General features: G+C 68.7%; 24 protein-coding genes and 1 tRNA gene. 13 read left to right on the top strand and 12 right to left on the bottom strand.

Going from position 1 to position 21,816, the window contains the following annotated elements:
* Positions 1-69: 69 nt before the first annotated feature.
* Positions 70-675 carry a dCTP deaminase gene (dcd, locus tag BLW00_RS05950; RefSeq protein WP_092550486.1) on the bottom strand — a complete coding sequence of 202 codons (606 nt, stop codon included), beginning with the start codon at positions 673-675 and terminating at the stop codon, positions 70-72.
* A 112-nt stretch (positions 676-787) separates the two neighbouring features.
* On the opposite strand from dcd, the gene BLW00_RS23355 reads away from it, so the two are divergent.
* The 10 genes from BLW00_RS23355 to BLW00_RS05905 all read left to right on the top strand — a co-directional run bounded on the left by BLW00_RS23355 (position 788) and on the right by BLW00_RS05905 (position 6,994).
* Positions 788-925, top strand: coding sequence for a hypothetical protein (locus BLW00_RS23355; protein WP_175494151.1), 138 nt, complete (start codon positions 788-790; stop codon positions 923-925).
* Between the two features lie 61 nt (positions 926-986).
* The gene (locus tag BLW00_RS05945; RefSeq protein ID WP_092550483.1) at positions 987-1,175 is read left to right on the top strand and encodes a hypothetical protein; all 189 of its coding nucleotides are present in this window, start codon (positions 987-989) and stop codon (positions 1,173-1,175) included.
* A gap of 34 nt (positions 1,176-1,209) precedes the next feature.
* Positions 1,210-1,280, top strand: a tRNA-Gly gene (locus BLW00_RS05940).
* 129 nt (positions 1,281-1,409) lie between these two features.
* Complete coding sequence (locus tag BLW00_RS05935; RefSeq protein WP_092550480.1) at positions 1,410-1,802, top strand: DoxX family protein; 393 nt, start codon at positions 1,410-1,412, stop codon at positions 1,800-1,802.
* Between the two features lie 131 nt (positions 1,803-1,933).
* On the top strand, positions 1,934-2,992 hold the full coding sequence (locus tag BLW00_RS05930) for an alpha/beta hydrolase (RefSeq protein WP_245741312.1): 1,059 nt from the start codon (positions 1,934-1,936) through the stop codon (positions 2,990-2,992).
* A 9-nt stretch (positions 2,993-3,001) separates the two neighbouring features.
* The gene (locus BLW00_RS05925) at positions 3,002-4,039 is read left to right on the top strand and encodes a nucleoside hydrolase (protein ID WP_245741311.1); all 1,038 of its coding nucleotides are present in this window, start codon (positions 3,002-3,004) and stop codon (positions 4,037-4,039) included.
* On the top strand, positions 4,036-5,124 hold the full coding sequence (locus BLW00_RS05920) for an MBL fold metallo-hydrolase (protein ID WP_092550474.1): 1,089 nt from the start codon (positions 4,036-4,038) through the stop codon (positions 5,122-5,124). Before BLW00_RS05925 ends, BLW00_RS05920 begins: the two co-directional genes overlap by 4 nt.
* A 120-nt stretch (positions 5,125-5,244) precedes the next feature.
* Entirely contained in the window at positions 5,245-5,892 is a 648-nt protein-coding gene (locus tag BLW00_RS05915; protein ID WP_092550471.1) for a dienelactone hydrolase family protein, read from the top strand.
* 27 nt (positions 5,893-5,919) lie between these two features.
* Positions 5,920-6,222 (top strand): DUF2470 domain-containing protein, encoded by a 303-nt coding sequence (locus BLW00_RS05910; RefSeq protein WP_245741310.1) that lies wholly within the window; start codon positions 5,920-5,922, stop codon positions 6,220-6,222.
* Positions 6,223-6,334: 112 nt separating this feature from the next.
* Positions 6,335-6,994: a biliverdin-producing heme oxygenase gene (locus BLW00_RS05905; protein ID WP_092550468.1), complete on the top strand. Its 660-nt coding sequence runs from the start codon at positions 6,335-6,337 to the stop codon at positions 6,992-6,994.
* 58 nt (positions 6,995-7,052) lie between these two features.
* Here the strand turns inward: BLW00_RS05905 and BLW00_RS05900 are convergent, their stop codons facing one another.
* From BLW00_RS05900 to BLW00_RS05890, 3 genes are all read right to left on the bottom strand, one after another.
* Positions 7,053-9,140 (bottom strand): YhgE/Pip domain-containing protein, encoded by a 2,088-nt coding sequence (locus BLW00_RS05900; protein WP_092550465.1) that lies wholly within the window; start codon positions 9,138-9,140, stop codon positions 7,053-7,055.
* Complete coding sequence (locus BLW00_RS05895) at positions 9,137-12,178, bottom strand: MMPL family transporter (RefSeq protein ID WP_175494150.1); 3,042 nt, start codon at positions 12,176-12,178, stop codon at positions 9,137-9,139. The genes BLW00_RS05900 and BLW00_RS05895 overlap by 4 nt, the downstream gene beginning before the upstream one ends.
* An 82-nt stretch (positions 12,179-12,260) precedes the next feature.
* On the bottom strand, positions 12,261-13,565 hold the full coding sequence (locus tag BLW00_RS05890; RefSeq protein WP_092550460.1) for an ATP-dependent DNA helicase: 1,305 nt from the start codon (positions 13,563-13,565) through the stop codon (positions 12,261-12,263).
* Positions 13,566-13,621: 56 nt separating this feature from the next.
* Here BLW00_RS05890 and BLW00_RS05885 point away from each other — a divergent pair, with 56 nt between their 5' ends.
* Entirely contained in the window at positions 13,622-14,653 is a 1,032-nt protein-coding gene (locus BLW00_RS05885; protein ID WP_139256637.1) for a hypothetical protein, read from the top strand.
* Between the two features lie 10 nt (positions 14,654-14,663).
* On the opposite strand, the gene BLW00_RS05880 is transcribed toward BLW00_RS05885, so the two are convergent.
* The 5 genes from BLW00_RS05880 to rpmB all read right to left on the bottom strand — a co-directional run bounded on the left by BLW00_RS05880 (position 14,664) and on the right by rpmB (position 17,819).
* Positions 14,664-16,628, bottom strand: a complete 1,965-nt coding sequence (locus BLW00_RS05880; RefSeq protein ID WP_217634297.1) for a cytochrome c oxidase assembly protein — start codon at positions 16,626-16,628, stop codon at positions 14,664-14,666.
* A gap of 84 nt (positions 16,629-16,712) precedes the next feature.
* Positions 16,713-17,000 (bottom strand): HU family DNA-binding protein, encoded by a 288-nt coding sequence (locus tag BLW00_RS05875; RefSeq protein ID WP_022897485.1) that lies wholly within the window; start codon positions 16,998-17,000, stop codon positions 16,713-16,715.
* A gap of 105 nt (positions 17,001-17,105) precedes the next feature.
* A complete protein-coding gene (gene rpsN / locus BLW00_RS05870; RefSeq protein WP_092550454.1) occupies positions 17,106-17,411 on the bottom strand; it encodes a 30S ribosomal protein S14 in 306 nt (101 codons plus the stop codon).
* Positions 17,412-17,415: 4 nt separating this feature from the next.
* Positions 17,416-17,583, bottom strand: a complete 168-nt coding sequence (rpmG, locus tag BLW00_RS05865; protein WP_022897487.1) for a 50S ribosomal protein L33 — start codon at positions 17,581-17,583, stop codon at positions 17,416-17,418.
* Positions 17,583-17,819 carry a 50S ribosomal protein L28 gene (rpmB, locus tag BLW00_RS05860; RefSeq protein WP_092550451.1) on the bottom strand — a complete coding sequence of 79 codons (237 nt, stop codon included), beginning with the start codon at positions 17,817-17,819 and terminating at the stop codon, positions 17,583-17,585. The genes rpmG and rpmB overlap by 1 nt, the downstream gene beginning before the upstream one ends.
* 246 nt (positions 17,820-18,065) lie before the next feature.
* Here rpmB and BLW00_RS05855 point away from each other — a divergent pair, with 246 nt between their 5' ends.
* Together BLW00_RS05855 and BLW00_RS05850 are read left to right on the top strand one after the other, a co-directional pair.
* The gene (locus BLW00_RS05855; protein WP_092550448.1) at positions 18,066-18,329 is read left to right on the top strand and encodes a helix-turn-helix domain-containing protein; all 264 of its coding nucleotides are present in this window, start codon (positions 18,066-18,068) and stop codon (positions 18,327-18,329) included.
* A complete protein-coding gene (locus BLW00_RS05850) occupies positions 18,326-19,600 on the top strand; it encodes a type II toxin-antitoxin system HipA family toxin (protein ID WP_092550445.1) in 1,275 nt (424 codons plus the stop codon). Before BLW00_RS05855 ends, BLW00_RS05850 begins: the two co-directional genes overlap by 4 nt.
* A gap of 44 nt (positions 19,601-19,644) precedes the next feature.
* On the opposite strand, the gene BLW00_RS05845 is transcribed toward BLW00_RS05850, so the two are convergent.
* Genes BLW00_RS05845 through BLW00_RS05835 form a run of 3 tightly spaced genes read right to left on the bottom strand, consistent with a single transcriptional unit; the run spans position 19,645 to position 21,757 of the window.
* Positions 19,645-20,037, bottom strand: a complete 393-nt coding sequence (locus BLW00_RS05845) for a Fur family transcriptional regulator (protein WP_092550442.1) — start codon at positions 20,035-20,037, stop codon at positions 19,645-19,647.
* Positions 20,034-20,933 (bottom strand): metal ABC transporter permease, encoded by a 900-nt coding sequence (locus BLW00_RS05840; protein WP_092550439.1) that lies wholly within the window; start codon positions 20,931-20,933, stop codon positions 20,034-20,036. Before BLW00_RS05840 ends, BLW00_RS05845 begins: the two co-directional genes overlap by 4 nt.
* Positions 20,930-21,757 carry a metal ABC transporter ATP-binding protein gene (locus BLW00_RS05835; RefSeq protein WP_245741308.1) on the bottom strand — a complete coding sequence of 276 codons (828 nt, stop codon included), beginning with the start codon at positions 21,755-21,757 and terminating at the stop codon, positions 20,930-20,932. Before BLW00_RS05835 ends, BLW00_RS05840 begins: the two co-directional genes overlap by 4 nt.
* Positions 21,758-21,816: the final 59 nt, after the last annotated feature.

Genomic DNA, 21,816 nt, shown 5'->3' with positions numbered 1-21,816 from the left:
AATCTGTCACTTTCGGCCCTGAAAAGCACCAGGTAGGGCCGAAAGTGACGGGTCGGATGGGTCAAGCGGTCAGGCGCCGGCGGCGCCGTCAGTGACCGTCGAGACGTCGGTGCGGTGGAAGTTGAGGTGCGAACGCGAGGCGGTGGGACCGCGCTGGCCCTGGTAGCGCGAGCTGTACTGGCTCGACCCGTAGGGGCGCTCGGTGGGGCTGGAGAGCTGGAAGAAGCAGAGCTGCCCGATCTTCATGCCCGGCCACAGTTTGATGGGCAGAGTCGCCACGTTGCTCAGTTCGAGGGTGACGTGCCCCGAGAATCCGGGGTCGATGAATCCGGCGGTCGAGTGCGTGAGCAGTCCCAATCGGCCGAGCGAGCTCTTTCCTTCCAGACGAGCCGCGATGTCGTCGGGCAGGCCCACGCGTTCGAAGGTCGAGCCGAGCACGAATTCGCCGGGGTGCAGGATGAACGGCTCGTCGGGCTTGGTCTCGATCAGCCGCGTGAGTTCGGGCTGGTCTTCGGCCGGATCGATGAACGGGTACTTGTGGTTGTCGAACAGGCGGAAGTAGCGGTCGAGTCGCACGTCGATCGACGACGGCTGCATCATCGCGGGCTCGTAAGGCTCGAGGCTGACGCGGTTCTCACGGATCTGGGTGCGGATGTCGCGGTCGGAGAGGAGCACGCAGTCAGTGTAACGGGGCCGGCACGTCGATCGCGGGCCGGAAATACCGCGCCCGGCGGTGCGGACGCGGTAGCCTCGTCCCGACGTGTCCGATCGACGATGGAGTTGAGCTATGCACGCACAAAGCGATGTCACCGTGTTCCTCGTTCTCTGGGCTCTCGTGGGTGCGATCCCGGTCGCCTGCGGACTGGTGCTGACCCGCGCGCGCCCGCACCGCATCCGGGGCAAGCGCGGCGACCAGCTGCGCTGAGGCGTTGCGCTCCCCGTCGAGCCGACTTAGGCTGTGCAGGTTGGCGTTCGGGGGAGGTCACATGCGCACCGGGGTGGATCTCGTCTTCTTCGTCGCCTGGGCGTCCGTGGGGGTGGTGGCGCTGGGCATCTGGTTCGTCGCGACTCTGCGACTGACTCGCCGGCGCGCTCCGAAGGCCGATCCGCTGCGGGATCCGGCGCCCGACCGCGCTTCCACCGCTCCGGCAGCGCCCGTCACCGTGGCCGTCTGATCCGCAGCGACACGGCTGCTATCCTCGATTGCACGCGGATGTAGTTCAATGGCAGAACTTCAGCTTCCCAAGCTGATAGCGCGGGTTCGATTCCCGTCATCCGCTCTCTGAGACCGCCCTGAGACGAGCGATCCACGACCACGCAACGCACGACGCGATGCGTCGTGGGGTTCGATTCCCGTCATCCGCTCCAAGAGACCTTCCGTGGGCCCGGTCCGGGTGCAGGATGAGGGCATGACTCAGAAACGTCACGTCGCCCGCACCATCGCCCGGATCGTCCTGGGCGTCGCGCTGGTCGGCGCCGGTATCACGCACCTCACCGTCGCCCGCAAGGATTTCCAGGCCCAGGTGCCCGACTGGGTGCCGTTCGACAAAGACACCGTGGTGCTCGCCTCCGGCGTCGCCGAGATCGCCCTCGGCACGGCGCTCACCGTGCTGCCGAAGCAGCAGAAGGCCGTCGGAACCGTCGCCGCCCTGTTCTTCACGGCGATCTTCCCGGGCAACATCTCACAGTGGGTCAACGGCCGTGACGCGTTCGGACTCGACAACGACCGCAAACGCGCCGCCCGCCTGGTGTTCCAGCCGTTACTGGTCGCGTGGGCGATCTGGTCGACCCGTCGGGGGTGACAGCGGGCGGAGGAGCCCACCGGCCGGGGGAGTGCGGCGCGGTGTGCGCGCCGCAGGAGGTAGGCGCTGCATGCGGTGGCCTCACGGCAGGCGCACAGGGCGCGTGCGGGCGGGGCTCGTAGGGTGTGGGCATGACCACGATCGCACCCGTGCGGCGCCGGTGGAGCTGGGCCTCCATCAAGAACGCCGGCTTCGTGCAGCGACTGCCCGTCTGGGTGTGGCGGCTGCTCATGCACACCGTGAGCCGCAGCGAGCGCACCCGCTTCAACGCCGATCCGATCACCGCCGTCGACTACCGGTTCGACATCGACTTCGTGGGCGACGGAATCCGCGCGCACCGTCTCGACGTCATCAGCCCGCTGCCCGGAGCGGTCGTCGGCACGCCGACCGAACCCGGCACACCCCTGCCCGTCTACGTCTACTTCCACGGCGGCGGCTGGACCTCGGGCGACAAGGCCGCCCTCACGAAGTACTGCGCCAGCCAGGCCGTCGGCGGCATGGTGGTGGTGAACGTGAACTACCGGCGCGCCACCCGTTTCACCATGGCGCACATGCTGCACGACGCCAACGCCGCGCTGGCGTGGGTATCGGCCAACATCGCCGCCTACGGGGGCGACCCCGAGCGCATCGTGCTCGGCGGCGACTCGGCTGGCGGGCAGCTCTCTGCTCTCCTCTCCGCCGCCCATTTCCGCCCCGAGCTGGCCGAGCACTACGGCATCGCGCCCGCGGCGCCCCGAGAGCACCTCCGCGGCCTCGTGCAGCACTGCAGTGTCGTCGATTTCTCGGTGATGTTCGAACGCGGGTTCATCCTGGGCCTCGGATTCATCCGGATGCTCCTGCCCGGTCCGCTGCGGAGCACCCGCAGCCGGGGTGAGTTGCGTCGCGCCGCCGACTACCTCTCGCCCATCGAATGGCTCGACTCCTCGTTCCCGCCCGTCTTCGTCACCACCTCCGAGCGCGACTACTTCTACACCGCCAACCTCAACTTCATCGAGCGTCTCCGCGAGCACCAGGTGCAGGTGGATGCTCTCATCTACGACCGCGACAACGCCAACACCCTGCACACCTGGCAGCAGAACTACCGCTATCCGGAGTCGCAGGAGGTCTACCAGCGACTGCAGCACTTCGTGCACGACGTGACGGGCCCGATGACGATCGCCGCCACCGCCGCCGCCCCCACAGCGCGATAGATTGAAGCGGTGACCCAGCCGGTTCTGCTCGACGTCGACACCGGTGTCGACGATGCTCTCGCCATCCTGTTCGCCGTGGCGCATCCGGAGATCGATCTGCTCGGAATCACATGCGTCGCGGGGAATACATCTCTCGAGAACGTCGTGGCCAACACGCTTCGCGTGCTCGACGTGGCGGATGCGCCACCCGTTCCGGTGGCCGGCGGCGCGCTCCGGCCGTTGATCGAGACGCCACGTGCCTCTCACGTGCATGGTTCCGACGGACTCGGCGAGCTGAGCACCCATCCCGACTTCGCGCATCCGCGGTCCACCCGCGCTGCCGACCCGCGTCATGCGGTCGATCTGATCCGTGACGTGCTGCTCGCCTCGACGGCACCGGTGACGATCGTGGCCCTCGCCCCGCAGACGAATCTCGCTTTGCTGCTCCGCCAGCATCCGGAGCTCGCGCCCCGTATCGATCGAATCCTCTTCATGGGCGGATCGGCGGGAGTCGGCAACGCCACACCGGTGGCCGAGTTCAATGTCTGGCACGACCCCGAGGCCGCGGCGATCGTGATCGATTCGGGCGTGCCCACGTTCATGTACGGCCTCGACGTCTTCAACCAGGTCACTATCGGCCGCACCGACGCCGATGCTCTCGTGGCGTCGCCCCGGGCATCCGCTCGGTTCGCCGGCCGCCTGTTGCAGTTTCCGATGGGCGACGACCCGGATGCGCCGGACGCGGCGACGACGGATGCCGCCTTCGCGACCGCCGACGCCCGCTACACCGGGCACATCGGCGACGCGGGCGCCCTCTGCGCTCTCGTCGACCCCGGCGCTCTGCGGATCGAGCGGCACCCGGTGCGCGTCGAGCTCGCCGGCTTCGCGCGCGGCCAGACCATCGTCGACCGACGCCGCCGCGCGGGCGAGGATGCGATCCACGCCCCGGGAGAACGAGCGGGCAGCGCCGGAGCCCTCCCCGGCCCCGCCCTCGTCGACGTGGCGCTCGACGTCGACCGCGCGCGCTACGCCCGCCTCTTCCTCGACACGATCGCTCGCCTGCCGTGACGCGGGCGCTCAGCGAACTCGAATACGCCGCCGAGACCGGCGGCGGTCCCGCGCCGGCGGCCGCTCGGGCGGGCGACGACGTCTGGGTGCTGCCGCAGCCGATGCCGAACGAGTACTCGCCGCACTATTCGCTCGGCTACCTGATCCGGGATGCGCGGGGCGGCCTGCACCTCGTCGATCCGGGTCTCGACAGCGACGGCAATCGGGAGCGGCTCTCCGCTCTCGTCACCGAGATCCGCGGCGACAGCGGCGCACCCGGCGACTCGTGGGCTACCCCTGAGCTCGCCTCCATCACCGTCACGCACCTGCACCGCGACCACCTCGGCATGGCCGAGCGCCTGCGCCGAGAGACCGGCGTGCCCGTCGCCCTGCACCGCGAGGAGCAGGCTTCGCTCGCCCGGCTGCTCGAAGCCGCGCCACGGCACGCGGAGATCCAGGCGGCGCGCGCCGAGGCATGGGGGGTTCCGGCCGATCGGATGCCCGAACTCGCCGCCGCGGCCGATCGTGCGGCCAGCGGCGGCGCCGAGTCAGATTTCCGGGCCGACGTGCTGCTCGACGACGGGGAGCTCCTCGCGATTCCCGGGCGACGCATCCGCGCCCTCCACACCCCTGGCCACACCCCCGGGCACCTCTGCCTGCACGACCTCGACCGCGGCATCCTGTTCACCGGCGATCACCTCTTGCCCTCCATCTATCCGGGGATCGGCCTCGGCGGGCCGGCCGCCGACCCGATCGGCGACTACCTGCGCTCCCTCGACCGGGTCGCCGCCCTCGACGCGCAGGCCGCCGCAAGCGGGCCGGCCGCCCCGAGCGATCCCGGTTCCGGCGCCCTCGTCACCGAGGTCTTCCCGGGCCACGGCTACCGATTCACCGGCCTCGCCGAACGCGCGGAGGTCACCCGGCGCCACCACCTCACCCGCTCGGCCGAGGTCGCCGCGGTGCTGGCCGGGCAGGCCGACGCCACGGTCTGGCAGATCGCCGAGCGCATCCGCTGGACGGCCGGATGGCCCAACATGCGCGGCTTCTACCTCGCCTCCGCGCTCGCCCAGACCCAGATGCACGTCGCCCACCTCTCGGCCGCCTGACGGCGCATCGATGAGGCACGATTCGTCGATCGCCTGAGGGCCGGGAATCGAACCGTGCCCACTCGGTTGGACGGGCCGGCGCTCGGCCGTGCGAGAATCGAGGCAACGACCGGAGGAGCCGTGGCCGAATTCGTCGACATCCCGTCTCCGGGCTGGCCTCTGGAGTACGGCGAGCAAGGCCGCCCGACCATCGTGCTCGTGCACGATTCCTATGGGCGGCTTCCTTACCTCGAGGCCTACGCGCGCTCCCTCGCGAACCAGGGCTTCTTCGTGACGGTGCCCGACCTCTTCCACGGCGTGGCCACCGTCGATCCCGAGGGCGCGACCGAACTCGCCGAGCGCATCGACGACGGGTTCGCCCTGGCCACCCTCGACGACTCCGTGGCACTCGGCCGTGGGCACGGCGCCAGCCGCGTGGGACTGATCGGCCTCGGAATGGGCGGGCGACTCGCCCTCCGGCTCGCCCAGAGCGGTGATGCGGACGCGGTGGTCGCCTACTACGCCGTGCTCGGCGAGGAGGAGGCCGGCATCATCCCCTGCCCCGTACTGATGCATCGACCGGAAGACACCGGATGGGCGGGCGACATCGACGTCGACGTCTTCGTGAGCCGTCTGAAGGAGCACGGCACCCCGGTGACGCAGTACACCTACTCCGCGACCGCCGACGGGTTCGCCAACGCGACGATGCTCGAACTGCTCGACAAGAACGCCGCCGCGCTCGCCTTCGCGCGTTCGACCTATTTCCTCCAGGCGCAACTGCTCGACTGAGAGCGTTCTCGACTAGCGTTGGGAGGCGTGACCACCTTCCCTTCTGACATCGTCGACGCCGTCCTCCGCCACATGAACGGCGACCACACCGACGACAACCTCCTGATCGCCCGGGCCTTCGTCGACCCCGGGGCCTCCGCCAGCACCATGGTCGGCTTCGACGGCGACGGGGGCGAGTGGGACGTGACCCGCGATGAAGTGACCACCCGCGCATCCGTCGCCTGGCCGAACGCACCGATCTCCGAACGCCCCGAGGTGCGGCGGGAGATCGTGGCGCTCTACGACGAGGCCTGTGCGGTGCTCGGCATCGAGCCGCGCCCGCACGCCTGACCGAAACGCCCGGGTGGCGGCTGATCCGGCCGGTTCTTGCGAAACACCTAGAAATCACAGGCCCTTCGTCCGCTAAAGTTAGGTAACACTAACTTCGTCGTGGAATGAGCGTATGGCTGCCGTAATCCCTTTCTCGCAAGCTCTTCGTGAGCGCACCTGGACCGGTCACAGCGACAGCGAGGGCGCCGGTTTCATGACCGACCTGATGAGCGGCAAGGGCACCCGCGACGACTACATCGCGCTGGTCGCCCAGCACTACTTCATCTACGAAGCCCTTGAAGCAGCCGCCGAACGGATGAAGAACGACCCCGTCGCGGCGGAGTTCATCTCGCCGAAGCTGACCCGCCTGCCCGCGATCGAAGAAGACCTCCGCTTCCTGATCGGGGAGGACTGGCGTGAGCAGATCACGCCGCTGCCCACCACGGGTCGCTACGTGCAGCGCATCAACGAGGTCGCCGCGACCTGGAACGGCGGCTTCATCGCCCACCACTACACGCGCTACCTCGGCGACCTCTCGGGCGGGCAGATCATCCGCACCCTGATGCAGCGCCAGTTCGGCTTCGAGACCAACGGCGTCGGCTTCTACCTCTTCGGCGACATCGCGAAGCCGAAGGAGTTCAAGGAGACCTACCGCGCTCAGCTCGACGCCGTCGGCTGGGACGACGCGGAGCGCGACCGCGTGATCGATGAGGTGCTGGTGGCCTACCGCTTCAACACCGAGCTGTTCCTCGACTTGGCCGACGCGAAGGGCTCATCCGCGCAGATCGCCTGATCGGGCGCAGACGACGTCGCGATTGCCTCTCCTGGTGCACGAGAAGCACGAAGTCAGATCACGCCGGCTGAGCGGATGACGGCGTGCGAGCCTGCTCCGAGGCGCGGGACGGGGCCGGGACGGGCACCGTGCTGCGCGATCGAGCCCGTGTGACCGCGATCAATGTGAGGGCCAGACCGATCAGGGCGAAGACGACGAGCAGCGCCGCCTCCTGCGCCGCGAGTGCCACCGATCCGCCGCCGATGAGCGCTTGCATGCCCGTGATGGCATGTGACAGCGGCAGCAAGGAGGAGAGCCCCGTGTAGAGCGGGGAACTGAGTCCGTTCGGCACGATCACGGCGGCCGCAGCGATCTGCACCACCACGAGCGCGAGCGAGATCAGTCGGCCGGCCTGGCCGAACAGCGCGACGAGACCCTGGTGCAGCATGACGAAGGCGAGCGACATCACCACCGAGAACAGGATGCTGCCGGCAACGTGGGCGGGCTGCGCACCCACCAGGAACAAGACGATCGCGACGATGGCGGCCTGCAGCAGGCCCAGGAGCGCGGCCGGCGCGAGCGAGCCGATCACCACCCGGAACGTTGACGCGGTCGACGCCAGTTCCCGGCGTCCGAACGGAGCCAGGAGCAGGTAGATCGCGAAGGCCCCGACCCAGAGGGCCAGCGGCACCGCGACGGCGGCGATCGCGGCGGAGGAGGAGGGGAGGGCGTCGACGTCGCTCTGCTGGGTGACGATCGGCTGCGCCACCACGGTGGCCATCGTCTGCTGCTGCTGGTCGGTGTAGGTGGGGATCTTGGCAACGGCTTCGTCCAGGCCTGACGCGAGTGCGCCCATGTTCGTGGCGAGGTCGGTCGATCCGGTGGCGATCCCCGCGGCGCCGGAGGAGAGGTCGCCGAGACCCTTGGCCAGACTGCTCGTGCCGCCCGCCAGCTTCTCGGTGCCGTCGGCCACCTCGGAGAGCGTGGTCGTGAGCAGCGGCAGGTCTTCCGCGAACGCGGCATTGCCCTTGCTGACGAGGTCGGCGCCCGGCGCCAGCAGCGTGTCCACCCCCGCGTAGTCGACGCGGAGCGCGACGGTGACGAGGCCCTGATCCACGGCGATCGCGCCGGCGTCCTGCGCGGCAGTGCCGATGGCCTCTCGGTTCGGATCGGCAGGATCCATCGTGTCGTAGATGTGCTTGAGCGACTGCGCGAGGGCGGACTGGCGATCGGCGAGGCTCTGGCTCTCGTTCGCCCGGTCCTGGAACTGGCCACGCGTGATGTCCACGCCCTTGCTCACCGCGGTCGAGCCGTCGGCGAGCAGCTGCGCGTACGTGGGCAGGTCCGTCGTGCCGTCGGCGATCGCCCGCATCCCCACGGCGAGGCCCTGAACAGCCGTGTCGAGATCGGTTCCGCCCTGAGCCGCGCCGGCGAGCCCGGTGGCGAGTTGGCCCTGGTATCCGGCCAGCGTCGTGGCACCGTCGGCGAGCTTGCCCGCTCCATCGGCGGCCGTGGCCAGATTGGTGTTCAGCGCCGTGAAAGCGCTCAGGGTGTTCGTGACGAAGCTCTGCGTGGCTTTGTCGGCCAGGGCGGCCTGCAGGTTGGCCGACAGAGCGCTCGCCAGCAATTCGGTGACATAGCTGTTCGCACCGTTTGTCTGCACCTGCAGCTGGGCCTGCACGGGTGCGCTGCCGGCGGTGGAGACGTAGGCGGCCGAGAAGTCCTTCGGAATGGTGACGACCGCGGAGTACTGACCGGCGGTCAAGCCGTCGGATGCGGTGCCGGCATCCGTCACGGTCCAGGTGAAGCCCTGGCCGGAGTCGCCCGCAGTGAGTTCGCTCACGAGCAACTTGCCCGCAGCGACCGGGGTGCCGGCCTGGTTCGGGGTCGACGGATCGGCGGCCACCACGGTGCCGTCGTCCTGCAGATAGACGATCTGGTCGAGATTGACCACGGCCGCCGGAAGGCTGGGCGCGGCGGCGGAGGCCCCCGTCGAGGCCAAACCACCGGCCGACGACGAAGCCTCGGCCTCGGCGCGCAGCGAGGTGACGGCGACGCCGGCGATGAGCAGCGGGGTCAGCACGGCGAGTGCGATGGCCACGCGTCGGGCGAGCGGTGAGAGGCCGCCCGTGTCACCGCGACGCACGAGGGAGCGAAGGCTGCTCACGCGGTCACCTCTTCTCGGGGGTTCGGGTCGTTCGGGTGGTCAGGACTGTCGGATCGACCGGACTGGTCCGGCTCCTCGGCACCGGCGACCGGTGGCACCGGGGGCGACGGGGGAGTGGGCGGCTCGGGCACGACTGCGGCGAGCGCGATCACTCGCACCGGCCGCGTTCCCGCCTCGAGCCGAGCGCCGTGGTGGGCCACCACCAGGGTGGTCTCCAGCGGCAGCGCGGCGTCGATCACGCCGAGGGCGTGCTGCAGGTAGGCGGTGGGGATGCCGGTGCCGTCCAGTGCGATCAGGCGCACCCGCGGATGCGCGCGCGAGCCGCGACCGGCGACGATTCCGGCCGTCGCGGTGGCGATGGCCAGTTGGCGCATCCATTCGGCGGCCAGCTCGGCACCCCACAGCTCCGCGAGTTCGTCGCCGAGCTCGCGCTGCAGCCGCTCTTGCACGCTCAGTGCGCCGGGCGGCAGCTTTCCGAGCGGCAGCCGGTCGGCGAGCAGGTCGGCCTCGACCGGTCGCGCGACCAGCACGGAGTGCCGCCGCAGGGCGGCGGCGTGCACCGGCAGAGGTTGGTCGAGCACGCGCAGATGACCCTCGAGCAGACGCTGACGCCCGGCGATGGCGGCGACGACCGCGGCGGGATTGGTGTCGGCGGCACCCGTGACGAGCAGCAGCGAGCCCACTTCGGCCCGCGCCGAGAACGGCGCCACCCGCGGGGCCGCGACCGCGCCTTCGACCACGGCCAGCTCGGCGGCCACGGCATACGGCCTGGCCTCGCTGCCGACCGAAACACCGGCGACGGCACGGTCGGCGGCGTCGGCTCCCGACGCATCCGACCACCCTGCGAGCGGACGCCAGGCCACGGCGTCGAGCATCTCGCGCACACCCTCGCCCTCGAGGTCGACGTTCGGCAACGCACGTTCGAGCCGTCGGGGTATCGCCCAGCCGAGGCGGCCGAGCAGGGTCATGACGGCCGGGATGAACGTCATCCGCACCAGGAACGCGTCGATGAACACACCCGCCGCCAGTCCCAGCGCGATCGGCTGCAGCACGGCGTTGCCTCCCGGCACGAAGGAGGCGAAGACCGCGAACATGATGCACGCGGCCGCCGTCACAACGCGGGCAGCACCGATGAAACCGTGCTTCACCGCGTAGTGCGGGTCGCCGGTGTTCACGAACTCCTCGCGCATCCGCGACACCAGGAACACCTGGTAGTCCATGGCGAGACCGAACAGCACCGCCATCAACAGGATGGGGAAGAAGCTGATCACCGGCCCCACCTTCGCCACCCCGAAGACATCGGCCAGCCAGCCCCATTCGAACACGGCTGTGACGATGCCGAACGAAGCGGCGACCGAGAGCAGGTAGCCGATGGTGGCCGAGATCGGCACGGCGAGAGAGCGGAACACGATGGTGAGCAGGATGATGCACAGCCCCACCACCACCACGGCGAACGGCAGCAGAGCATCCGACAGACGGGCCGAGACGTCGATGCCGAGGGCCGTCTGTCCGGTGACCTGGTAGGTGAAACCGTTTTCGGCGTCGAAGGCGGGCGCGGCGTCCCGCATGGTGTGCACGAGGTTCTCGGTCTGCACGCTGTCGGGCGCGCTCGAGGGGATGATCGACACGATCGCCATGTCGAGCGTGGGATTCGGGATGGCCGTGCTCACGCTGGCCACGTCGTCGAGTCCGGCGAACTGGTCGTGCAGGGCGGTGAGAGCCGGCTGCAGATCGGTGATCTTCGAGATGTCGGCAGTCACCAGCAGTGGTCCGTTGAAGCCGGGACCGAAGCCCGCGGTGAGCTGCTCGTAGCCCTCGCGTGACATCGAGCCCTGCGGGTTGTAGCCCGCATCCGGGAGCGTCAGGCGGAGGGTGGTGGCCGGCAGCGCCACCACGACGAGCCCGATCACGACGACGACCACCGTGATCACGGGCTTCGCTGTGGCCAGGGCCACCCAGCGAGCACCGAGGGTGCGGCGCTTCGATGACGGGTCGGCCGAGGCGAGCTCGCGTCGAGCGGCTCGTGACGTCGGTTTGGGGATCAGCTTTCGCCCGAAGAGGCCGAGCACGGCGGGAAGGAGTGTGAGTGCCACCAGAACGGCGATCACCACGGAGACGGCGGCGCCGATGCCCATCACGGTGAGGAACGGGATCTGCACGACCGAGAGGCCGAGCAGCGCGATGATGACGGTGAGTCCCGCGAACACCACGGCGCTCCCCGCGGTGGCGACCGCTGTAGCGGCCGACTCCTTCGGATCCATCCCGTGGATCAACTGAGTGCGGTGGCGGGCCACGATGAACAACGCGTAGTCGATGCCCACCGCCAATCCGAGCATGGTGGCCAGCAGCGGAGCGGTGGACGAGATGGTGACGAAGCCCGAGACGATGGTGATCAGCGTCGAGGTGACGGCCACGCCGATCACCGAGGTGATCAGCGGCATGCCGGCCGCCAGCAACGATCCGAAGGTGATCAGCAGCACGATGAACGCCACCACCAGGCCGATCGCCTCGGTGTAGTCGACCGCCGCCTCGGGCGGGTCGGTCACGCCCGAGAAGTAGACGGAGAGGCCATCGGATGCCGCGGTGTCGCCGGCCGCGACGACCGCCTCGTTCTGCGCCTCGGTCAGCTGCGTGGTCGGAACGTCATACTGCACGGTCGCGTAGGCCATGGTGCGGTCGTCGTTGATCTGCGCGGTGGCGTCGGCCGAGAAGGGGCCGGTGACGCCGGAGACGTGATCCAGGGGTGTGAGCGCGGCGACGGATGCGGCGATCTGGCTCTCGAAGTCGTCGACCGTCTTGCCGGCCGGAGCCGCGTAGATCACCTTCGCCGAGCCGCCCGACGCCGCCGGGAAGCGCTGGTCGAGCATGTCGATGGCTTGTTGCGATTCGGTGCCCGGGATGGCGAACGACGAGGTCATCACGCCGCCGAGAGCTCCCGCGCCGGTGATCGCAAGGCCGAGCACCACGATCCAGCCCACGATGACGGCGATGCTCCGCCGTGCGGCGAACCGCCCGATTCGGTACAGCAGCGTGGCCATGACTCCCCTTCCCTGTTGAAGGGTATCGGCTGGGGTGGGCCGCATCCGGGGCGAACCATCCCCCCTTAGTGGGGTGAGCGGGCTACAGCGAAGGCGTCGGGCCCGGTGTCTCAGCCGCGCCGCGCGAGCGTGAGCGCATGAAGTTCAGCACGTTCTGGTCGACGATGATGTCGCTCGGCCGCAGCGGCCGGGTGAGGTAGAGGCCCTCGAGCGACGTGAGCCGGCTGAGCGCGACGTAGGTCTGCCCGGGGCTGAACACCCGGGCGCCGAGGTCGACCACGGCCTCGTCGTAGGTCTGGCCCTGGGATTTGTGGATGGTGACCGCCCAGGCCAGGCGCAGGGGGAACTGCGTGAACTCCCCGATCACCTCTTTGGAGAGCTGCTTCGACTCCGGCGCGTAGGAGTAGCGGTATTTCTCCCAGGCCACCGGATCGACCTCGTGCACCTCGCCGTCGACCTCGACCCACACCGTCGAATCGATCTTCGTGACCGTGCCGACGGTGCCGTTCACCCACCGCTGATCGGCGTCGTTGCGGAGGAACATCACCTGCGCGCCCACCTTCAGCTCGAGGTTCACGTCGGCCGGGTAGGTGCGCCCACCGAAGTCGCCGCTGATCTCGGCCTTCGCGCTCAGCACGCGCCCCGGCAGCTTGCCGAGCGCGGTCTGGTTGATGCGGTTCACCGCGTCGTTGCGGGTGGCCAGCGTGATGGCGGTGTCGGGAGCCGGGGAGCGGGCGCCCGTGGAGTTCAACGCGTCGGCGATCTCCTTGGTGACCATGCCGAAACGCACGGCGTTGAGCATGAACTTGAAGTCGTCGTCGTGCTGCCGGTGGATCTCGGTGAGCTCCACGATCTCGAGCTCGGTCTCCTCCCATACCTTCGCATCGAAGAACCACATCGAGCGGTAGTGGTCGGCGAAGTAGGCCCGCTCGTCGCCGTCTCCCGGCACGGGCGCCAGCTGGTAGGGATCGCCGAACAGCACCACCTGCACGCCGCCGAAGGCCTCGAGCGGGCGCTGCCTGGCCTGCCTCAGCGACCGGTCCATCGCATCCATCAGGTCGGCGTTCACCATCGACACCTCGTCGATCACCAGGGTGTCGATGGTGTTGAGGAGCTTGCGCACATCGCCGTTCTGCTCGATCGTGTGATCGGCGATGACCCCGATCGGCAGCCGGAAGAGGGAGTGGATGGTCTGCCCGCCCACGTTGAGGGCCGCGACCCCGGTGGGCGCCGAGATGACGAGCTGCTTCTCCGTGTTCCAGGAGAGGTGGTTCAGCAGCGTCGACTTGCCGGTGCCGGCCCGGCCGGTGACGAAGACGTGCTTGCGGGTGCCCTCGATGAGCTCGAACACCCGCTGCTGCTCGGCAGAGAGGGTGGGCCTGGTCATCCGTCCAATCTACCCGCCCGGCGAGCCGCGAAACTGAGCCCGCCTAAACTGTGGACATGAGTACGGCGGATGGGGACGAGCGCACCGCGCTGCACCGTTCGATCGTGATCTGGGTGGGCCTCCTGCTCCTCACCGTGGCCGCCTTGTTCTCAGCCATCGGCATCCTGAACCGCGAGGTCTACAGCGCCTCGGCCTTCGTGCGCATCTACCTCGATGCGGTCGCCCATCACGACGTGGATGCCGCGCTGGCCACCCCCGGCGTGGCACTCACCACGAACGACACCCCCGGCACCGGCGTCGCCGCCCTCGTCACCCCGGATGCGCTCGGCGACCTCGCCGACATCGAGCAACTGAGCGACACCGAGATGGCACCCGGCCGCCACCGCATCGTCTACGACTACACACTCTCGGGAGTCGGCCAGAACCGCGCGCACGGGCAGTCGGAGTTCGACGTGGTGCAGAGCGGAACGAGCTGGCTGTTCTTTCCCGAGTGGAGGTTCGTGCGCTCACCCGTGGCCACCGCAACGGTCACCGTGTCGCACGCCTCGTCGTTCACGGCGGGCCGCGCGGCGGTCGAGACGGCCGACCCCACCGCGTTCCACGCCAGTCAGGACTACGAGGTGCTGGTGCCGAGCCTCTACGTGCTGTCGCACCGCTCCGACTACCTGGGCGCGAACCCGATGGCCATGGCCGCCACCGCCCCGAAGTCGACGATCAGCGCGATCGTCGACGTGCAGCCGACCACCACCTTCCTCGACGAGGTGCAGACCACGGTGAACGGATTCCTCGACGACTGCGCCGAGCAGACCGCCCTCTACCCTCCCGGATGTCCCTTCGGGCAAGACGTGAACGACCGCATCGCCTCCGACCCGGCGTGGTCGATCGAGAGCTATCCGACGCTCACGATCCTGGCGGGGCAGGACAGCTGGATCGTGCCCAACGCCGCGGGCGCGGCGCACATCACCGTCGAGATCCGCTCGCTCTTCGACGGCACGGTCTCGACGCTCGACGCCACGGTGCCGTTCGACGTCACCTTCTCGCTGTCGATCCAGCCAGACGGCTCGGTACAGTTCGCGCCCCGCGCTTAGGGCTTGACGCCTACCGCCCGTCGCGCGCCGCGAGCTTCTCCAGCATCGCGTTGTACTCGCCGAGTTCGGCCTCGCCCGTGCGGTCGGCGTTGCGGTCGCGGCGCTTGGTCTCCTTCTTGTCGCTGCGGCTCCACTGGATGGCCACCACGAGCGCCAGGATGAACGTCGGGATCTCCCCGATCGACCAGGCGATGCCGCCTCCGGCCTGCTGGTCTTCGATGGCGCTGACGCCCCAGTCGCGGCCGGTGGCGCCGAACCAGTCGGCCAGCAGGAGCCCGGTGCCGCTCATCAGGGCGAGACCGAAGAAGGCGTGGAACGCCATCGTGGCGAGCAGGAGCAGCAGCCGGAAGGGGTAGGGCAGCTTGTAGGGCACCGGATCGATGCCGATCAGCGCCTGCACGAAGAGGTAGCCGACGATGAGGAAGTGCACGATCATCCACTCGTGCCCGATGTGGTCCTCGGTCGCCCAGCGGAACAGCGGCGTGTAGTAGAACGCCACGAGGCTGGTGGCGAAGAGCACGCCCGCCACGATCGGATTCGCGATCACGGTGGCGGCGCGCGAGTGCACGGCGAGCAGGATCCACTCGCGCATGCCCCGGGTGCCGTCGTCGCGCTTGCGGATGGCGCGGAGCGCGAGCGTCACGGGCCCTGCGGGCACGAGCAGCAGCGGCACCGCCATGCTGAGGGTCATGTGCCCGAACATGTGCATGCTGAACAGGTACTTCTCGTAGACGTTCAGACCACCGTTGGTGACGTAGAAGAGCATCAGGAGTCCGGCGATCCAGAGCACCGTGCGATACCACGGCCACCGGTCTCCGCGGCGGCGCAGGCGGAGCACCCCCATCAGGTAGAAGACTATGCCGAAGCCGCAGACCAGGATCCAGATCAGGTCGAAATTCCACTGGGTGAGGAAGTTCGCCGTCGTGAGCTCGGGCGGCAGCGGTGATCCGGTGAGGATCTCGGCGGCGGTCTGCGTGGCCGGAACGGTTTCGGGAACCGGGGTCGCGGTGCGGGCGAGCGCGGCGGCGAAGCCCGAGGCGATGCCCATGAAGGCGAGTTCGGCCACGATCAACCACCAGAAGTGACGGCGGCGACCGGTGTCCCCGAGCTTCTTGATGACGAAGCGGCGGTGCAGCGCGCCGAACACCCCGAGCGCGATGAGGGCGCCCACCTTCACGAGCACCAGCAGGCCGTAGGGGGTGAGCAGGCGGTCGAGCGAGCCGATCCGCAGTTCGGCGCTGACATAGCCGGATGCCGCCACCACGATGAAGCAGATCAGTGCGACGCTCGAATACCGCGTGACGATGTCGACCAGCTTGGGTGTTTCGATCTGTCGGCTGATCAGGGCGATCACGGCGAGGCCGCCGAGCCAGGCGGCGGCGAAGATGAGGTGGAGGCCGAGGGCCGTGATCGCCGCGTCGTGCCCGGTGGTGCCGGCGGCGTGCCCCTGCTGGGCCATCGGGATGAGGGAGGCGACGGCGAGCAGCCCGACGAAGAAGAGAGCGGTCTGGTTGCGCACCGCGAAGCAGAGCACCGTCACGACGGCACCGATGAGGGTGGTCTGCAGCCACGCCTGGCCGAGGGCGATCTGGGTGAGGAACTGGCCGAGGCCCTGGCTGAAGGTGTCGTCGAAGCTGAGAGCGCGGGCGGTGACGCTGAGATAGCTGAAGAAGCCGGTGAACGCGGCGGCCACGGTGAAGACGGCGGCCGATCCCGCGGCGACGTCGAGCGCCCGGCCGTAGGCGGCGCTGGCGGGCGGGATGGCGAAGAGCACCAGGCCGAGGGCGCCGATCATGCCCGAGGCGGCGAGGTTCACGAGCATCGTGGACGTCGGGAGGCCGAAGCGCACCACCGCTCCCGGGTCTTCGAGCAGCTGCGGGGCGGCCCCGCCGCCGATGGCAAGGGCTACGAGGAGTGCGGCGAATCCCACCCCCACGAGCGTGGCGGGCCCGGCGATCCGCACGACTCTCAGCACCTGACCACCTTACGCGTCCGTTCCTGACGTTAAACACGGAAGGGTGACGACCGAAGTCGTCACCCTTCCGAAGAACAGCCGGTGTTACTTGGCGGCAGCCTTCAGCTTCGAGCCGGCCGAGATCTTCACGGAGTGACCCGCGGGGATCTCGATGGTGGCGCCCGTCTGCGGGTTGCGGCCGGTGCGAGCGGCACGCGAGGTGCGCTCGACGGCGAGCCAGCCCGGGATCGTGACCTTGGTTCCCGAGGCAACCGAGTCGGCCAGCGTGGAGAAGAGAGCGTCAAGAACCTCGTTGACGGAAGCCTGCGTCTGGCCGGAAGCGGCGGCGACGGCTGCGACGAGCTCGGTCTTGTTGAGTGACTTGTCAGCCATTTAAGGTGTCCTCCTCGGACCTTTTCGCTGCGGATGCAGCTGTTTTACATGGAACGGTCCCGGCCACCAGGGCCAGTTCGGTTGGTCGGTATGACCGTGGGTAATTTACCAGCTGGACTTCGTAATGCCCGGCAACTCGCCCCGGTGCGCCATGTCACGGAAACGAACCCGCGAAATGCCGAACTTGGTGAGAACACCGCGGGGGCGACCGTCGACGGCGTCGCGGCTGCGAACACGGATCGGCGATGCGTTGCGGGGGAGCTTCTGCAGACCGAGGCGAGCGGCTTCGCGCTCCTCGTCGGTCGAGGTCGGGCTCACGAGAGCCTTCTTCAGCTCGAGGCGCTTCGCCGCATAGCGGTTCACGATCACCTTGCGCTGCTCGTTACGGGCAATCTTGCTCTTCTTGGCCATGTGGTTACCGCTCCTCTCGGAAGTCGACGTGCTTACGGATGACCGGGTCGTACTTCTTCAGCACGAGACGGTCGGGGTCGTTGCGACGGTTCTTCTTGGTCACGTAGGTGTAACCGGTGCCCGCCGTCGAACGGAGCTTGATGATCGGACGGACGTCCTGCTGCTTTGCCATTAGATCTTCTCCCCACGAGCCAGGATGTCCTTGACGACCGACTCGATGCCGCGGGCGTCGATGACCTTGATGCCCTTGGCCGACAGGGTCAGCGTCACGTTACGGCGAAGCGACGGCACGTAGTACGTCTTCTTCTGCACGTTCGGGTCGAATCGGCGCTTGGTGCGCCGGTGCGAGTGCGAGATGTTGTGACCGAAACCGGGAACGGCTCCTGTCACCTGGCAGACTGCTGCCATTGTTTCCTCCATTTGGTTACCGTGAGACGACTGCCTCACCCAAGATGACTTGTCGGCAAGGTGCACCATGCGGGCACCTCACAATGGGCGGAGGATTCCACCCAACCTGTCTATGGTAGGCGATCCCCGTCTTTCCGCCAAATCCCGGCCCGTGGCGCCCCTTGTGTGTACGATCGTCCACACGTATCATTGCGGATGATCGTCCACATGAGCTGGAGTGGACGATCGTCCACATCGAGGAGCAGCATGTTCAAGTCGGCACGGGAGTTGGGCGGGTACGTCCGCGAGCTCCGCCTCGAGCGTGAACTGACGCAAGCTGAGCTCGCGGAGCGGGCCGGGGTGTCGCGAGAGTGGCTGGTCGCCTTCGAGAACGGCAAACCGAGCGTCGATCTCGCGCGCGTTCTCGACGTGATCGGAGCCTTGGGCATGACGCTCGACGTGGTGCCCGACGGCCGAGACGGCGGCAACGACGACCTGCTCCGCCGCTTGTTCGGGGGTGAATCCGAATGAGCGAATCGCTCGATGTGTACATGGACGGACGGATGTGCGGCACCGTGTCGCAGTCGTCGTCCGGAGATCTGGGCTTCGATTACCACGAGGACTACCGAGCTGATCCGGCAGCGACGCCACTCTCGCTCTCGATGCCGCTCTCGCGCCCGCACCACCGCAATGCGAGCATTCGCCCGTTCCTTGCAGGGCTTCTGCCTGACAACGATGACGCGCTCGCTGCAATCGGCCGGGAGTATGACGAATCGCCGAAGAACCCGTTCGCTCTGGTGCGGCATGTCGGCGCCGACGTGGCCGGCGCGATCCAGATCGTTCCCCAGGGCACGGCGTCGCCCGACGGTACCCTGCCTCGCGGCGGCAGCACCCCCATCGGCGACCTCGACATCGAGACCGAACTCGACGCCGTGATCGAGGAGTACAGCGAGGGGAGGCCGGTGCCGGGGCTCACCCAGCGCTTCAGCCTGGCCGGCGCCCAGCCGAAGATCGCGTTGCACCGCTCGACCACTGGGTCGTGGGGCGTGCCGACTGGGTCGACGCCCACCACACACATCCTGAAACCCGTCGCCGGGTCGTTCCGCCGGCTCGACGTGGTGGAGTTCCTCTCGATGCGGGCGGCTGAGGCGCTGGGTCTCACGGTCGCCCAGTCCGAGCTGCTCACCTTCGGGTCGCGTCGAGCCTTCGTGACCACCCGCTACGACCGTCGGCATCTCGACGGCCGATGGCGGCGCATCCACCAGGAAGACCTCTGCCAGTCGCTCGCCGTGCCGCCGCAGAAGAAGTACCAGCGCTCCGACGGCGGCCCCGGTGTGGGTGCCATCGCCTCGCTCTTCAAGTCGCTGCCCGTGCCGGCCGACCGCACGTCCTGCGCGAGTTCGTTCTTCACCGCGTTGATGTTCAACACGGTGCTGGAGTGCACGGATGCGCACGCGAAGAACTACTCCGTCATCCTGCTCGGTGATCGGGTCATCCTGGCGCCGCTCTACGACCTTCTCACTTTCGCGCCCTACAAGTCGACGGCCACCACGTACTCGGCGATGCAGATCGGCGGCGAATACCGCTTCGACGCGATCGGCGAGCCGCAGGCGATCAAAGCGGCCGCTACCCTCGGAGTCAACAGCGAGACCGCGGTGGAGACGCTGGCGAGGTTCCGGCGCGACGCGGTCGGCGCCTTCGAGAGCGCGCGCGACCAGCTGGCTGGGCAGGATGCCGACACCCGCGAGATGGCGACCGAGGTGGTCGATGCCGTGGCGAAGCTGCCGTCCCTCGCGCGCTGACAGCGGCGCGCGCTGCTGACAGCGGCGCTCCCTGCTGACGGAGGTCAGTGGGTGGGGGGCGGCACGCAGGCCGAGCAGAAGCCGAAGATGTCGACCACGTGCTCCGGGCGGCTGAAGCCGTGCAGGGCCGCGGTCTTCTGAGCCCAGGCCTCCACCTCGTCGGCCTCGATCTCCACCGTGAGGCCGCAGCTGCGGCAGATGAGGTGGTGGTGGTGCACCATCGAGCAGGCGCGGTAGAGCGCCTCGCCTTCGGGCGACTGCAGCGAGTCGGCCTCACCCTCCTGCGCCAGATCGGCCAGCGCACGGTAGACGGTGGCGAGCCCGATCTGCGAACCGGTGCCCTTCAGCGACGAGTGCAGCCCTTGCGCGCTCACGAAGCCCATCTGGGTTCCGAGCGCACTGCGCACGGCCTCGCGCTGCCAGGTGTTCCTCTTCACGACTGCTCCACCTTTCTCATCGGCAACGCTAGTCCGGCATCCTGAATCCTTCCAGTGCCGGCGCCGCGCCGCCAGGCGATCACCCGGCACACCACGTAGATGGCGAAGGAGATGGTGGTGACGTAGGGACTGATCGGAACGGATGCGCCGAGCGCCAGCATGATGCCGCCCACCAACGAGGTCACGGCGAAGAGAGTGCTCAGCACCGGAACGAGCACGGGCGACGATGACACGCGCAGCGCGGCGGCGGCGGGCGTCACCAGGATGGAGAGCACCAGCAGCGACCCCACGATCTGCACCGAGACCGCCACCGCGAGCCCGAGCAGCAGCATGAAGAAGATCGACAGACCGCGCACCGGCACGCCGCGGGCCGACGCGACGTCGGCATCCACGCTCGCGAAGGTGAGCGGGCGCCAGACGAGCAGCAGGCCCACCACGACGACGATCGAGATGGCGATCAGAGAGTTGAGCCGCGGGTCGTCGACCGCCACGATCTGGCCGGTGAGCAGCCCGAACTTGTTCGCCGAACGACCCGGATACAGCGACAGGCACAGGATGCCGATCCCCAGTCCGAACGGCATCAGCACGGCGATGATGGAGTTGCGATCGCGTGCCCGCGTGCCGAGCAGCCCGATCAACAAGGCGGCGACGAGCGACCCGAAGATCGACCCTTGCACGACCCCCACGCCGAAGAGCAGGCCCGCCGCGGCGCCCGCGAACGAGAGCTCGCTGATGCCGTGCACCGCGAACGCCATGTCGCGCGACATCACGAACACCCCGATCAGCCCGCCGACGACCCCGAGCACCGCTCCCGCGATGATCGAGTTCTGCAACAGGGCCACCAGTTCGCCGTAGTTGGCGAAGTTGAAGATCTCGCCCCAGAAGTCGCCGCTCACGGCAGTCCCTCCAGTCGGTGCACCGGATGGTCGCCGTGCTCCGGATGCTCGGCCGAGACATCCGGAGCCCCCACCACGATCACCCGACCGTGCGTGCGGATGACGTCGACGTGGGAGCCGTAGAGCTCGCTGAGCACCTCCGAACGCAGCACCTCCGAGGGCGACCCGATGCGGAATCCGCCGCCCGCGAGATAGAGCACCCGGTCGACCATGTCGAGGATCGGATTGATGTCGTGCGTCACGAACAGCACGCCGAAGTCGCGCTCCCGCCGCTGCCGGTCGATCAACTCGCTCACCGCACGCTGATGCGTGAGGTCGAGCGAGAGCAGCGGCTCGTCGCAGAGCAGCAGCCGCGGGTCGCCCGCCAGCGCCTGGCCGATCCGCACCCGCTGCTGCTCACCGCCGGAGAGCGTCGAGACGCCCACGTTCGCGTACTCGGTGGCGCCGACGGCCGCGAGCAGCGCATCCACTTCGCGCCGCCGGGTCGCGGAGGGCAGCGGCACGCCCCAGCGGTGACCGGACAGGCCGAGGCCCACGAGGTCGCGGGCGCGCAGCGGCGTGCCATCGTCGGCGAGCTTCTGCTGGGGCACGTAGCCGATGCGCCGGTCGCCGCGCCGCCCCGGGGCCCCGAGAAAGGAGATGCTGCCCGAGGTGAGCTTCTGCTGGCCCAGGATGACCTTCAGCAGGCTCGACTTGCCCGATCCGTTCGATCCGAGCACGGCGATGAACTCGCCCGGCTGCACGTCGAGATCGAGCCCCGACCAGAGGGTGCGCGAGCCGAACGAGAGGCTCGCGTCGCGCAGCGTCAGCACCGGATCGGTCACCGTCACACCCTACTGCCCGGCCGCACGCCGCTGGCGGCACGATCCGGCAGCACGCGCCC

Source organism: Herbiconiux ginsengi (assembly GCF_900107435.1).
Taxonomy (GTDB): domain Bacteria; phylum Actinomycetota; class Actinomycetes; order Actinomycetales; family Microbacteriaceae; genus Herbiconiux; species Herbiconiux ginsengi.
Note: the sequence above shows the minus strand (reverse complement) of the source record. Positions and strands in the feature narration are given on the sequence as shown.